This window comes from Sulfurospirillum cavolei (assembly GCF_001548055.1).
Classification (GTDB): domain Bacteria; phylum Campylobacterota; class Campylobacteria; order Campylobacterales; family Sulfurospirillaceae; genus Sulfurospirillum.
On sequence record NZ_AP014724.1, the window covers coordinates 1,905,930 to 1,919,725 of the forward strand.

Below are 13,796 nucleotides of genomic sequence, written 5' to 3' on the forward strand. Positions count from 1 at the left end.
TTTAGTGTCGTATTTGCAAGACTTGCAACTAAAATTCCGCCTCAACTGCTTTTATAAATCAAATTGACGCGTATGCCGATAACGTGCCGTCCTTCGCTTAAAGGACGAATGCTCGTTTTCGGATACCAGCCTTGCATAACCGGCAAAGAAGAAGGCGATTCGAGCGTATCGACCAGAACATTGACAAAGTAGCCTGAGGGCAGATCGGGCTTTTCCAGTTTTATTATAACGAAGTTTTCCTCTCCGACGCGGTATTGAGCAGGCTCTTCGATTTCAACGTGCTGATGCGACAATTCGCCAAACTGCGGATCGCCGAAACTACACACGCTCGGGGCTCCCATACTGCCCCAAGCGCAACCGAGTAAAGCCCAGAGCATACACCATGCGATTTTGAGCTTTAGCGGTAACATCGTTTATCCTTTAGGTTGTCGGTAGATCTCTTTAGGCATAAAGGGATGGATAAAGCGTGTCGAAGGTTTCGTCTCCGCATCGATCGCATAGTCGATACCGATAGGGTCGCTTCGAAGCTCTTTGTATTTGGGGTCGTGGAGATCGATGATCGTGATCGCATGAACCGGACACGATTGGACGCACGCGGTCGTTTTGCCCTCTTCTTGTCGCTCCCAACACATACTGCACTTCTCGGCACGCCCCATTTTCGTATTGAACTTCGATGCCCCGAACGGACACGCTTTCACGCAACCGCCGCAACCGATACAGATACTTTGGTCGTGTTTACAAATACCCGTTTCCGGATCTTTCGTATGCGCCCCGACCGGACAAATGGCGACACAAGCGGGGTTTTCGCAGTGGTTACACGCCAAGGAGAAGTAAAATCGCTCCATCGGCATCGACACTTTCGGTGCTTTTTGGTACGAGGTCAGCGTCGGTAAAATATTGTTATTGTCGATCAGATAATCTTCCGCACCGATCTCACGGACTTTTCGCCACGTAACGCCTTGGTCTTGATGGTATTGGTTTTTACACGCCATAGCACAGGTATTGCATCCAAGACAGATGCTTCCGTCGACTAAAAATGCTTTTTGCATCGTCCTCTCCTCTTATAGTTTTTTGAAATTAACAAACGTATCGTGTAACGCAACACCCGGTGCACCCGTTTTAAACGCACCCATGTCTGAACTGGTATCATCGACGAGTTCATTCACGTTGTAAATTTTGTTGTGGTAGTACTGCTCGTACATCAAAAGCGTTCCTTTTTGAACGTTATCGGTCACTTTCGCACGCACGCGTAAAACACCTTGGCGGTTGAAAACGGCAACCATATCGTCCGTGTCGACCATCTTTTCTTCCGCATCATCAGGGTTGATATACACATACGGCTCCGGATGAAAATCCTCCATCCATTCCAAATTTTGGAACTGAGAGTGCAAGCTCCACCTGCTGTGAGGTGAGGTCATACGGAAACGATCGTAGGGCTTACGAACTTCAAGATACGCCGGCAATGCGCTACCGAAAAGCTCCAACGCTTTATCCGAATAAAACTCAAATTTACCGCTAGGGGTTTTAAACTTACCGTCGGCATAGGGAATAACCGCTTTGGCTTTAACAGGACCCTTTTTAAGCTCTTCCCATGATTGGATACCGAATTGCTCGTAAATTGCCGGATTGAACTCTTTGATCGTCATCTCTTTACTGTCCACGCTTTGCGGGAACGTACACGAACCTTTGGAGAGTTGATTCATACGTTTGGAAAGCATCGCCGCGATTTCAAGATCAGACTTAATCTCAAAAAGCGGTTTAATCGCTTGCTCGTTGATGCTCAACCAATAATGCCAGTAAGAGACGTTAACGTCGTACTCTTCAAATTGAGTGGTTACGGGAAGTACGATGTCCGCCCATTTAGCGGTTTCATTAAAGAATTGATCGGCAACGACCACAAGATCGAGCTGTTGAAACGCGCGAATCAACTGGTTACGATCAAAATCTTGCGCGAAAACGTTTTTACATGCGACCCAAAGAAGTCTTACTTTTGGCTCTTTGGCACTCATCAGTTCACGCGCGGTTTTATTGATGTTTAAAAAGCGATCGGTATACGCCGCTTTTTCGCCGCCCACTTGAGCAAACTCGCCTTTGGCACCTTCAGGTCCCGTGTATCCGACACTGCCTTCGGGTTTGACTTGGCTGAGTGCCGCGTAGTTAAAACCCCACGTGTTAAGGTGTCCATAGCGTGCACCGCCCGCGTATTTGCCGATATTGCCGCTTACTGCCACCAACGCATCGATCGCACGGATCATGGAACCGCCGTTGGTGTGGCGTTGCATACCGTACCCCATCCAAACGGTCGCAGGTTTTGCTTTGGCAAACGATAAAGCCAACTCTTTAATCATCGCTAAAGGAATACCCGTCACTTTGGAGACGTCGTCTAATTTTACCTCTTTATCAAGATACGCTTTGTACTCTTTATACCCTTTGGAATGAGCGTCCAACCATTTTTGATCGTGCAATTTTGCATCGATGATGATTTTTGCCATTCCCAAAGCCAATAAGCCGTCCGTTCCCGTTTTGATCTGAAGGTATTGGCTTGCTTTAGATGCCGTTTCCGTAAAAATCGGATCGATCACGACGACCTTCGCCCCTTTGCTTTTGGCTTCATATATGTACTTCATGGAGTGTACGGAGTTTGCGGCAGGATTGACACCCCAAAGAATGATAAATTTGCTGTCTTTCATCTCTTCAGGATCGTTACACCACATATCGCCCATGTCGAGGTTTTGCGCATCGATACCCGCAGGCCAGCACGGCGTTCCCGCAAGGCGCGTCGTATAGCCGATGGAGTTAAACATACCCTCGATACCGTAATGCGTAATGCCGAAATTACCGGAATATTTGGTCAATGCCGCACCCAGTAAGGTACCGTCTTCTTTTTTCATGTCCAAAAGTTTTTTAGCAATGATGTCGATGGCTTGATCCCACGAAATACGTTTCCACGTTCCGCTTCCCTTGCCGCCGACTTGCATCATCGGATACTTAAGACGTCGTGCCGAATAGACGCGCTTGACGTACGAGTTACCTTTAACGCAACATCCGCCTCGGGTATACGTCGATTCTTGCGCGCCTTCGATAAACTGCATCACGCCGTCTTTGACGTAGGTTTTGATGCTACAGGTATCGTAGCAGTTTCTTGGACACGCATTACGGAAAGTTTGATAACTTTTTTCGCCCGAATAGGGGATTTTCGTATTCAAATCTTCGTTTGCCTCCAAAACGCCTCCGGGCAATGCGGATAAAACACCGCTTGCGGCAAGCCCTTTGAGAAAGCTCCTTCTGCTGATCGTGTTGTTGAGTATCTCCTCAACCTTTGCTTTGGAATAACTCATTCGTGACTCCTTGTTGTCGTTGTTTCTCTTATCAAGAATGATTTGAGCTCGTTTAAAATAAAGTGAATCGCATTGTCGCCTTCGCTTCGTCCATGCATCGCGCGTTCGATCAATTGCGGCATCCAAACCGCGATATGCTCGTGAAAAAAGTAGTAACGAAGTTCGCTTAAGTAAGCGACGTTTTTGACCTCTTCTAAATAAATCAATTGGTAATACGCATCCAGCTCCACGCCGATATGATCTTCGGGAACGATGTTTTTTAAGGGATAAAAAAAGCCCATCGTTTCGTAAAGCGATCTTACATGTAAGGTGCTTTGCGTCATCACGCTTTGAGGATCGTCGATATAGACCGAGGCAAAAGGATCGGCAATCGGTTCCATGGGACCCACGAAATAACGATTGAATAAAATTTCCAGTTCGTCCTCGTCGATCGAATGCTCGAGCGAAAACGCATCGTAAGCCTCTTTAAGCGTTTGAGAATTGTGCGCGTTGAAAAAATCGCGTAAACGTTTGAGCGTCGCCAAACGCTCTGATCGAGAAAGAAGATCATTTTGCATTTTAAACTCTTTATGTAATCTGTTTTATTTAGAAACGTACAAGAATGGTAAATGAAAAAAAGAGCAAAAAAATCGCAAAACAAGCAGAAAACGACGTAAAAAGTTAAATGTAGGGAAACGTTACATGTGAAGAAAAGTAGAGGCGTTTCGCCGCATACAAACGTGCGGCGAAACGTTAAAAGTAGAAATTATACGTTAAATCTAAAGTGCATGACGTCGCCGTCTTGGACGACGTAGTCTTTGCCTTCTAAGCGCATTTTACCCGCTTCTTTAGCACCGGTTTCGCCCTGACATGCAATATAATCGTCATAGCCGATCACTTCGGCACGGATAAAACCTTTTTCAAAGTCGTTGTGAATGACCGAAGCGGCTTTGGGGGCACGCCATCCCTTGCGAATCGTCCATGCGCGTACCTCTTTAACGCCCGCGGTAAAATACGACGCAAGCCCCAATTTTTCGAATGCCAAACGAATAATCTGTTTTAAGCCGGACTCTTGCACGCCCAACTCTTTTAAGAACTCTTCCGCCTCTTCTTCTTCGAGTGCGACCATCTCTTCTTCGACTTTCGCGCACAACACGACCACGTCCGCACCGACTGCTTTAGCATGGTCTTTGACCGCTTTGACAAAATCATTTTCCTCTAAAAGTCCCGCTTCATCGACGTTTGCGCCGTAAATGACGGTTTTGTTGGAGAGAAAACGAAGCTCTTTATCCAAAGCTTCAAAGTGTGCATCGTCTTGTTTGGCAAACGTACTCACCGGTTTGAGCTCGTCTAAATGCGCTCTTAACGCTTCTGCGATTTCCAAGACTCCTTGCGCGCTTTTATCGGCTTTGGCTTGACGTCGTAAGCGATCGAGTTTTTTATCGAGCTGCTGCACGTCGGCTAAAATCAGTTCCGTTTCGATAATTTCGATGTCGCGTATCGGATTGACGCTGTTTTCCACATGCGTGATGTTTTCGTCCTCAAAACAACGTACCATATGCAAAATAACTTCGACTTCACGGATATTGGAGAGAAACTGATTGCCCAGTCCCTCGCCCGCACTAGCACCCTTAACCAAGCCCGCAATATCCACGAAATCAACGGTAGAGTGTTGAATACGCTCGGGATTGACGATTTTCGCAAGCTCTTCAAGCCGCGGATCGGGAACGGGTACGATGGCTTTATTGGGCTCGATCGTACAAAAAGGATAATTCGCTGATTCTGCATTTTGCGCTTTGGTCAGCGCATTAAACGTGGTAGATTTTCCGACATTGGGGAGTCCTACGATACCGACACCTAAACCCATAGATTGACCTTTTTAATTAACTTTTAAGGGCGATTTTACCCAAAAGCGTCTTAAAAACGCTCAAACAGGTACGAAAGAGCTTCGCCTTTCGTACTAAGGGATTACGCGTTTATTCTTGAACGCAGATCTCGCCTCGTTTGATATGTAAAATCGTCTGATACGCCACAACGGCTATTACGACGCTCGTTACCGCAACCATCGCATACGAGAGTCCCCGTAAAACGACGTCTTTGGTCTCGTGGTACATCAACATCGTGCTAATCGCCATCGCCGCCAAAGGAAACACGAACGCCCACCATGAGATAAAGAACTTGATTTTGACGAAGTTTTTGTACATAAACGCTAGTAAAAGCGTAAAGAAAAGAGCAAGATTAAACAAAATCGTTGCAAAAGCGTCGATCGTGCCGTACATCTTAAAGTACGCGATAAATCCTACCGCCGGCGGCGCGATGAGAATAAACATCGTCGGCATAAATTTGACGACCAATTGATGGTGGAAAATAATGCGGTTGAGTAAAATCGCAAACAAAACGATCCAAAAGAAAAGCCCGCAACTAAAGAAATACATCAAAATACCGTGGCTCGCAAAACCGACGCCGCCCACGGGAACCAACAAATTTCCGACGATCGGGATAAACCACGCGGGATTGGAGTGTTCCAACTCTTGATTGCGATTGATCCAAAACGAAACGGTGTACATCGTCAAATAAAAATGGAGCACCGTTCCGGGATACCAAAACAGTGCGGCAACCTGAGGATACACTTCTTTATACACGATGGCTAACATCAACATCGAAATCGAAATCGCCGCAAAAAAGTTGAGACGAATCGGATGCGAAAACTCTTTTTGAACCGCGGGTGCGTATTTGAGGTATTTGACGACGTATATCAGCGTAATAACGCAAAACAGTAAGGTCGAAATTCCCATAAGCACCGTACCGATCCACGCACTCATCGATAACCACAATGCCGCTTTTTGGTACATAATCGTAAGACCGCTCATACCCATCACGATCGCATACATCATAATCGGAAAAAACTTGATCCTATTGTGTTCGCATGCACTTTTTTCTTCCATTTATTCCACTCCTAACTATAATATTTTTTAAATATAATTATAAGAATAAACTCTTATCGATTAGAAAGCTCTAAATAAAATAATCTAGCTTTGCGAATTAATCGTCTGCTCGTAAAATCCATGGAGCGTGAGGTGCTAAAGAGGCGTATTTTTGCTTAATATGTAAAGCCAACAAAAAAGGAAGGGGTTTGATGAAAACCCCTGAGGAGAAACCGTATCGAAACGGACAAATGCGGTTTTAGTGGATCTTCTTTTTCAAATCGCCGCGGTAGACGATATCTTTTAAAGCGACCGTGTCGTCGTTTAAAATAGGCGGTACGACGTCGGAACGTTCCAGCTTCGCCTTTTCCGCCTCCAACTCGTCTTCGCTGTACGCCATCATCATATCGGCGCAGATGACGTGCGGCAAACGTTCTATTTTTTTCATTTTCGCCATCTCTTCGTCGATATTTTCACCCTCGACCGTCACGATGATTTTACCCTTTTGGGTGTCGTGAAAATGGTATTCGCAAAAATCGCTCTTTTGGCATAAAGCGATAATCTCTTCCACATACTCGGGTTTGGCTTGAATTACAATGCTTGAAATATTCACGGTAAACTCCATATCATAATATAAGGATCGTCGCTACTGCTTACCACGCGATGATCGTCGATAAACACGATGGCGTTCAGCGTACTTTTTTGACCGATGAGCGTGTGTAAACGGCTCTTTTTCGTCACGTCGAAAATCACGATGTGATTTTGTTCGTTAAACGCAAATGCCGCCAAGGTTTCATCCGCGCTTAATGCACCCGCATACATCAAAAAATCGCCGTCGAATCGCTCAAAACTTCCGCTCAAAAGATCGTACACCACGCCGCGCCTGTCTTGCCCGGCACCTAAGATTTTTTGTCGGTGAAAATCGACGTCGTAAACGTTATCGACGTTGCCGCCTTTAAAGACTTTGACGATTTTCCCGCTTGCAACTTCCAAAAGGCTCAACTCTCCCGACTCACACGAGCTTACCGCTTGCGTTCGTGTTTGATTTAACGCGATGTCGCTAAAATGCGAAGGATTGGCCTGAACGCGATAGACTTCTTTGGCGTTTTGAATATCCCACAACACGATCTCGTTACTTAAAAGGGCTATCAAAAGATGTCCTTTGTCGACAAACTTCGCTTTTGAAACAAACCAATTGCACGAAGCGTCGATCACGACTTTCGTTTGGGCGTTTTGCACCGTATAAACGCTTCGCGCTCCGTTTTCGGCTTGCACGACCGCAACATAACGTCCCTCTAACGCATCGATGGAAAACACTTTGGGAGCCACCTCTTCGCCCGTAAAATCTTTGATTTTAGGAAAAACGATTTGCGACGTTTTGACGCCGTCATTGAGGCGAAACGTCTCGATCGTTCCAACGCTTGTCGCGGCGACGATCTGTTCATGCGCAACGATTAACGCTTGCACGTTTCCGCTTGCTTGTATCTGTAATTTAGGATTGAGCGTCGCGGCACATACGAGACTCGCGACCATTATTAAACACCCGACGATACGCATTTACGCCTCCTCTTTTGTATGCATGACGATCGCCTCGCAAGGGCACAACTTGACGCATCCGCCGCACCCGTTGCACGCGTCGGCATCGATCGTCGGTCTAAACAACCCTAAAAAGCGAATAGCCCGAACGTCGCACCCGTCCAAACAACTGTTGCACAAGCTTTGATGCCATGCCATACATGCTAGTATATCGATTTTGGCGCGTATCGGCAATACGTTAGTGCCGGTTTGTGCATTTAAAACATCCTTCGGACACGCCTGAGCGCAGGCCTCGCAAAAGCTACAACCCCCTTTTGCGAAGTCTAAGCAAGGCGTATGTGCGGCATCGAGGAGGATAATCTCCGTAGGACATGCGTTCACGCAGGGCGTATCCTGACATGTAACGCATTTTCCTTCGAACAAGGTACTATCATTGCAATAAGGCGGGCGAACACACAACGTTTTTAAATTTTTTTCGCCTTTCTTACCCAATAAAGCACCGAGTATCCCTCCTCTGCCGCTCATCGTTACTTCACACCTTCATTCAAGCTGTCCAAAAGATGTGAGCGCGATTGCGCATCTTTTGCGCGAAAATCCGGTTTGAACTCGTTTTTGACCAACGGTTCGTTGTTCGATTGCGGCGCATGACACTGAGAGCAGTTAAAACGCGCTTGCGAAAGTTCATTCAAGACCTTTTGCGTTCGCATATCGAAAAAGTGCGATTTGGGAATCGGCGTTGCTTTGAGCGCTTCGGCGACTTCGGGAAGGTGACATCCAAGACACGCATTGTTGTCTTTACTCATGTCTAACATTCCCTCGACGTCGTGAGGAATCATCGGAGGCGCATTTTCAAAAGAGCGCTCAAACACTTTAGATTCTCCTGCCGTCGCCGTCGAATATGCCGTATTGTCAGCAACAACGTTTTTTTCGCTGTAGAGATCGACTTTTCGTAGTCCCAATTCTTCCTCACTGTAAGTTTGAGACACCGCACATCCGCTACCGATAACTATGCCCGCTACTAAAAGGGCAATGACTTTTTTTTGCGTTATCATTCTTTTTCTCCAACATTGATGTAATTTCTCACGCCAAACGAAAGGGCATTGCCTTCACATACGTCGATACATCTGCCGCAATTGGTACACTCTCCGAAAAGAATCGCTCCGCTTTGCTTGGAGACGATACCCAAAACGTGCTTTTCGGGGCACACCGTTTTGCATGCCATACAAGACGTACATTTCGTATGATCGTGTTTGACGCGAATGAGGCTTAAACGCCCCACCACCGAGTAAAACCCGCCTAAAGGACACACATGTCCGCACCAACCGTTTTTAACGGCGAAAAGGTCAAATAAAAAGAGCGCCAGTATCGCGGCAACGCCCATACCCATACCGAAAATGATGCCTCGATGCAACATCCCGATCGGGCTTACGATCTCAAATGCGGCAACGCCGGTAAGGAAACTTAGGACTAAACTGAGCCCTAAAAGCCAGTAACGCACACCTCTTCCCAACCAAATTTTACGCTCCGTTTGCTCTAAAAAGAGCTTTCTTCGCGTCCAATTCGCCGCATCGGTCACGATATTGACCGGACAGACCCACGAACAAAAAGCGCGTCCGCCGAAGATCGTATAAAAAAGCCAAACGAGCACGCCGCCGACAAGCACGTTAATGCTTACCGTCGCACCCGCCGCGAAAATTTGCAACAGTGCAAAAGGGTCCGCCAAAGGAATCACGCCCATTATCAGCGACGCACTGAGGTTTCCCGTTAACACACGAAAACCGTAGACGTTACCGAGCGTAAAAAGCACCAACAAAGAGAGTTGTACCAAACGTCGTGCGATTAAAAAGCGGTGTGTTTTGATCCATGATTTCATTTGAATAAATCCTCCCCGCTGTTGAGATAATCTTCAACCTTCTTTTCGCTACGTTTCGTATGCGTGGTCACCTCTTGGCTGACGTTTTCCAGACGTTTTTCGTCCGCTTTTTCCCACCCTTTGATGTAGTGTGCGCCGAGTTTTCCCTGCGCTACTTCATTCGGCAAAACGTGAATCGCCGCTTTTTCGGTAACACAAGCGCGTTCGCATAAACCGCATCCGGTACACGTATCGGAACTCACGATCGGAATTAAGTATGCATGCTTACCCGTACGCGTATTGCGTCGGTATTCCAGCTTAATCGCACTGTCCATAACGGGACAGGCACGATAACACGCATCGCACTGAATTCCCCAAAACGCGATACACGACTCCGTATCCACAACGGCAAGTCCCATTTTCGCTTTAAAGATGTCCAGCTTCTCTTCACCTTCTTTAATACTCGATACACTGCTCTTATTCAACGCGCCCGTCGGACATACCGGCACACACGGTATATCCGTACACATATGACACGGTACCTCTCTGGGTATGAAAAACGGCGTTCCCAAAGGTTTATTTTCTCCGGGCACCGCTAAACGCAACGTATCGTAAGGACACGCCTCGACACACTGACCGCATTTGATACACAAGCGCATAAAATCGTTCTCGTAAAGGGCTCCGGGCGGTCGTAGAATCAAGGGCGACGCTTTGGCTTCTTCAATGTAACCCGTCCATACCAAACCGCCTAAAGCACTGAGTCCTACGCTTTGCGCCATCAACGAAAGAAATCTTCGTCTCTCCGTGATCGTGGCTTTTTCATGGTTTAACTGGCTCACGACAATCCTTTTAGATCTATTTTTACACGCCGTTTGGGCAAAGCCCAACCGACTACGCTGCGCTATGCGCAAAACAAGAACATGAATGTTCGATGTTTCTGTGAAAAGCTTACCTCTTCGAGGTAGAATCTTTACATGTAACTTTTTAACGCTTTCCCTATTTCCGTTTGGGCAAAGCCCAACCGACTACGCTGCGCTATGCACTAAAGCTTACCTCTTCGAGGTAGAATCTTTACATGTAACTTTTTGACGCTTTCCCTATTTCCGTTTGGGCAAAGCTCAACCGACTACGCTGCGCTATGCACTAAAGCTTACCTCTTCGAGGTAGAATCTTTACATGTAACTTTTTGACGCTTTCCCTATTTCCGTTTGGGCAAAGCCCAATCAACTACGCTTTATAAAGCTTAACGGCACACTTTTTATAATCGGTTTGCTTTGAAAGCGGACATGTCGCATCCAAGCAGACTTTATTGATAAAGACTTTTTCATCAAACCACGGAACAAACACCAAGCCTCTTGGCGTTCGGTTACGTCCACGTGTTTCGACACGCGCTTTTACGCTTCCGCGACGGCTTTCGACCCAAATCAAATCGCCTTGTTTAAAGCCTTTGGCTTCGGCGTCGCTTGGGTGCATGTAACATAACGCTTCGGGAACGGCACGGTAAAGTTCGGGAACCCGCATCGTCATCGTTCCGCTGTGCCAGTGCTCGAGTACGCGTCCGGTACACAACCACGTATCGTATTCTTTATCGGGCATTTCGCACGGATCCATATACGGTCTGAAGAAAATTTTTGCTTTGTTTTTAAGCGGGAACGTCTCTTCGGTGGTCGGTTTTTGCAAGTTACCTTTTTTGATCGCTTTGGCAAACGTGCCGTAAAATGCGAAATCGCCGTTGTTCTCTTTTGCCGCATACGGATCGTATTTGGCATTGAAGCGCCATTGCGTCTCTTTACCGTCCACGACCGGCCATTTTAGACCTCTTACTTTGTGGTACGTATCAAAATCCGCCAAATCGTGTCCGTGACCGAGACCGAATTTTCGATACTCTTCCCAAATCGCTTTTTGGATAAAAAATCCGTATCCCTTCCACTCTTTACCGTCACTTCCGGCAACGCCTCGGCTATCGCCGAATACTTCGGTATTGTCAAAACCTTCACCGATAGCGTCTTTGGCTTTGAACGATTTAAAATAACTATTGGCAAATAAAACATCAAAAAGCGTATCGGTCTCTTTGTATCCCATCGCTTTGGCCGCTTCAATCACACTCGGTAATTTACCGCCTTTAATCGTCTGCTCGCCCCATACGTCGGCAATCGTAAAACGTTTGGAAAGCTCGACCCATTGCCACGTATCGCTCATCGCGTCGCCTACTGGGAGGACTTGTTGTCGCCAGTGTTGCGTTCTTCGCTCGGCGTTACCGTATGCGCCCCATTTCTCGTAAATCATTGCCGAAGGCAAGATAAGGTCGGAAACCTTTGCGGAAATTCCCGGATACGCATCGGAACAAACGATGAAGTTATCCAGTTCGCGTGCCGCTTTGATCCAATGGTTTGCGTTGGCACTGTCTTGGTAAGGATTGCACACGTTGACCCATGCGAATTTAATCTTACCGCTTTCGATTTGGCGGTGGATATTCATAATGTGTTGGTATCCCATCGGATTGAGCGTACCGGCAGGTAAATTCCAAATTTTTTCCGTAATTTCTCGGTGTTTCGGAATGGAAACGTCCATATCCGCCGGTAGACGATGCGTAAACGTTCCGACTTCACGTGCCGTACCGCACGCACTCGGTTGTCCCGTCAATGAAAATGCACCCTCACCCGGTTTGGCTTGTTTGCCTAAGAGGAAGTGAACCATGTAAGATTGTTCGTTGACCCACGTACCGCGTTGGTGTTGGTTAAAGCCCATCGTCCAGAAACTAACGACTTTTCGATTTTTTTCGATGTACAAGTCGGCCAATTGTTTTAATTTAGCTTTATACGCGTCAAGCGACTCGTTGGGATCGCCTTTAGCGATTTTTGCGACGTAATCTAGCGTGTAAGGCTCTAATGCCTTTTTAAAATCTTCAAAGCTAATTTCCCAATGCAAGATCGCCTTGTCCGCGTTTTTCATCTCCATAAGATCGCCGGCTTTAACGCCCAAATGCGCCAATCCCGGTGCTTCTTTTTCGCTGATGACTTTAGCGTCTTCTTTTTTAATAATCTCCAACTCTTTGGCACTGTAGCCGAGTTTTTTTGCTTCGGCTTCGGTTCGCATGCCATAACCGATGTTTGCAAAACCCGTTGCGAAAACAATGTTTTTCTTCACAAAATCCCAATCGATCGCTTCGGGATGATTGTAGACGATTTCGCGTGCAATGTAGTTCCAGATCGCAAGATCGGTACTTGGGGAGAAAATAATCTCAAGGTCGGCTAAATCCGAACAGCGGTGCGTGTAGGTAGAAAGATTGACGACTTTAACGCGATCGGGCGCGGTTAATTTGCGATCGCTGACGCGTGACCATAAAATCGGGTGCATTTCCGCCATATTGGCGCCCCACGTCACGATCGTATCGGTCAATTCGATGTCGTCGTAGCAGCCCGCAGGTTCGTCGATACCGAACGTTTGCATAAAGCCGACGACCGCCGAAGCCATACAGTGGCGTGCGTTGGGGTCGATGCCGTTGGCGCGGAAGCCCGCTTTCATCAATTTTGCGGCGGCATAGCCTTCTTGAATCGTGTATTGACCCGATCCGAAAACGCCGATTGCCTCAGGACCGCCCGCTTTAAAGGCGGCTTTGATGTGTTTTTCCATCTCGTCAAACGCGCGCTTCCATGAAACGGGTTTGAATTGACCTTTTTTATCGAATTCGCCTTTATCGTTGACGCGAAGAAGCGGTTGTTTCAATCGATCCGCACCGTACATGATTTTGGCGTTAAAATACCCTTTGATACAGTTTAGTCCGCGATTGACCGGAGCGGCGGGATCGCCTTTAACGGCGACGATTTTTCCCTCTTTCGTCGCAACCATAATACCGCAACCGGTACCGCAGAAACGACAAACGGCTTTGTCCCATCGCCAACCGGCTTCTGCTTGTTCGCTCGCCGCTTTAAGCTCGCTAGGCACGCTAATGCCCACCGCGGCGGCGGCACTCGCGGCAGCCGTTGTTTTTAAAAAGTCCCTTCGTGAAAGTGACATCGTGATACCTCCTGATTTGAGTTTCGGAGTCATTCTATCACTAAGCAAAATCGCAAATCTATGACTTAAGTCAATACTTTAGTTTTTTAAATTTACTTTTGCGTTTGTTTAAAAGCATGATGGCACGAATGTATCGACACCGTTTCAAAG

General features: G+C 47.0%; 13 protein-coding genes. All 13 read right to left on the bottom strand.

Annotation, left to right across the window (positions count from 1 at the left end; translation table 11 throughout):
* Positions 1 to 41: 41 nt before the first annotated feature.
* Positions 42 to 410 carry a hypothetical protein gene (locus UCH003_RS09585; protein WP_041961940.1) on the bottom strand — a complete coding sequence of 123 codons (369 nt, stop codon included), beginning with the start codon at positions 408 to 410 and terminating at the stop codon, positions 42 to 44.
* A gap of 3 nt (positions 411 to 413) precedes the next feature.
* Complete coding sequence (locus UCH003_RS09590; RefSeq protein WP_041961941.1) at positions 414 to 1,049, bottom strand: 4Fe-4S dicluster domain-containing protein; 636 nt, start codon at positions 1,047 to 1,049, stop codon at positions 414 to 416.
* Between the two features lie 12 nt (positions 1,050 to 1,061).
* Positions 1,062 to 3,338, bottom strand: a complete 2,277-nt coding sequence (locus tag UCH003_RS09595; RefSeq protein ID WP_173636962.1) for a molybdopterin-dependent oxidoreductase — start codon at positions 3,336 to 3,338, stop codon at positions 1,062 to 1,064.
* Complete coding sequence (locus UCH003_RS09600; RefSeq protein WP_060826348.1) at positions 3,335 to 3,895, bottom strand: molecular chaperone TorD family protein; 561 nt, start codon at positions 3,893 to 3,895, stop codon at positions 3,335 to 3,337. The genes UCH003_RS09595 and UCH003_RS09600 overlap by 4 nt, the downstream gene beginning before the upstream one ends.
* Positions 3,896 to 4,083: 188 nt before the next feature.
* Positions 4,084 to 5,184, bottom strand: coding sequence for a redox-regulated ATPase YchF (ychF, locus tag UCH003_RS09605; RefSeq protein ID WP_060826349.1), 1,101 nt, complete (start codon positions 5,182 to 5,184; stop codon positions 4,084 to 4,086).
* A gap of 109 nt (positions 5,185 to 5,293) precedes the next feature.
* The gene (locus UCH003_RS09610) at positions 5,294 to 6,262 is read right to left on the bottom strand and encodes an SLAC1 anion channel family protein (RefSeq protein ID WP_060826350.1); all 969 of its coding nucleotides are present in this window, start codon (positions 6,260 to 6,262) and stop codon (positions 5,294 to 5,296) included.
* A gap of 238 nt (positions 6,263 to 6,500) precedes the next feature.
* Entirely contained in the window at positions 6,501 to 6,854 is a 354-nt protein-coding gene (locus tag UCH003_RS09615; protein WP_060826351.1) for a chaperone NapD, read from the bottom strand.
* Positions 6,851 to 7,798, bottom strand: coding sequence for a WD40 repeat domain-containing protein (locus UCH003_RS09620; RefSeq protein ID WP_060826352.1), 948 nt, complete (start codon positions 7,796 to 7,798; stop codon positions 6,851 to 6,853). The genes UCH003_RS09615 and UCH003_RS09620 overlap by 4 nt, the downstream gene beginning before the upstream one ends.
* Positions 7,799 to 8,302, bottom strand: coding sequence for a ferredoxin-type protein NapF (locus UCH003_RS09625; RefSeq protein ID WP_041961946.1), 504 nt, complete (start codon positions 8,300 to 8,302; stop codon positions 7,799 to 7,801).
* Positions 8,303 to 8,304: 2 nt separating this feature from the next.
* The gene (locus tag UCH003_RS09630; RefSeq protein WP_060826353.1) at positions 8,305 to 8,829 is read right to left on the bottom strand and encodes a nitrate reductase cytochrome c-type subunit; all 525 of its coding nucleotides are present in this window, start codon (positions 8,827 to 8,829) and stop codon (positions 8,305 to 8,307) included.
* Positions 8,826 to 9,650 (bottom strand): quinol dehydrogenase ferredoxin subunit NapH, encoded by an 825-nt coding sequence (gene napH / locus UCH003_RS09635; RefSeq protein ID WP_039675522.1) that lies wholly within the window; start codon positions 9,648 to 9,650, stop codon positions 8,826 to 8,828. Before napH ends, UCH003_RS09630 begins: the two co-directional genes overlap by 4 nt.
* The gene (napG, locus tag UCH003_RS09640; protein WP_060826354.1) at positions 9,647 to 10,468 is read right to left on the bottom strand and encodes a ferredoxin-type protein NapG; all 822 of its coding nucleotides are present in this window, start codon (positions 10,466 to 10,468) and stop codon (positions 9,647 to 9,649) included. The genes napH and napG overlap by 4 nt, the downstream gene beginning before the upstream one ends.
* 388 nt (positions 10,469 to 10,856) lie before the next feature.
* Positions 10,857 to 13,646, bottom strand: a complete 2,790-nt coding sequence (gene napA / locus UCH003_RS09645) for a nitrate reductase catalytic subunit NapA (protein WP_060826355.1) — start codon at positions 13,644 to 13,646, stop codon at positions 10,857 to 10,859.
* Positions 13,647 to 13,796 lie beyond the last annotated feature (150 nt).

Bases quoted from the DNA above. Each gene is read 5' to 3' on its own strand.
- UCH003_RS09600 (WP_060826348.1), bottom strand. From the start codon at position 3,895: ATGCAAAATGATCTTCTTTCTCGATCAGAGCGTTTGGCGACGCTCAAA.
- UCH003_RS09595 (WP_173636962.1), bottom strand. From the start codon at position 3,338: ATGAGTTATTCCAAAGCAAAGGTTGAGGAGATACTCAACAACACGATC.
- ychF (WP_060826349.1), bottom strand. From the start codon at position 5,184: ATGGGTTTAGGTGTCGGTATCGTAGGACTCCCCAATGTCGGAAAATCT.
- UCH003_RS09610 (WP_060826350.1), bottom strand. From the start codon at position 6,262: ATGGAAGAAAAAAGTGCATGCGAACACAATAGGATCAAGTTTTTTCCG.
- UCH003_RS09625 (WP_041961946.1), bottom strand. From the start codon at position 8,302: ATGAGCGGCAGAGGAGGGATACTCGGTGCTTTATTGGGTAAGAAAGGC.
- UCH003_RS09585 (WP_041961940.1), bottom strand. From the start codon at position 410: ATGTTACCGCTAAAGCTCAAAATCGCATGGTGTATGCTCTGGGCTTTA.
- napH (WP_039675522.1), bottom strand. From the start codon at position 9,650: ATGAAATCATGGATCAAAACACACCGCTTTTTAATCGCACGACGTTTG.
- UCH003_RS09620 (WP_060826352.1), bottom strand. From the start codon at position 7,798: ATGCGTATCGTCGGGTGTTTAATAATGGTCGCGAGTCTCGTATGTGCC.
- UCH003_RS09590 (WP_041961941.1), bottom strand. From the start codon at position 1,049: ATGCAAAAAGCATTTTTAGTCGACGGAAGCATCTGTCTTGGATGCAAT.
- napA (WP_060826355.1), bottom strand. From the start codon at position 13,646: ATGTCACTTTCACGAAGGGACTTTTTAAAAACAACGGCTGCCGCGAGT.
- UCH003_RS09630 (WP_060826353.1), bottom strand. From the start codon at position 8,829: ATGATAACGCAAAAAAAAGTCATTGCCCTTTTAGTAGCGGGCATAGTT.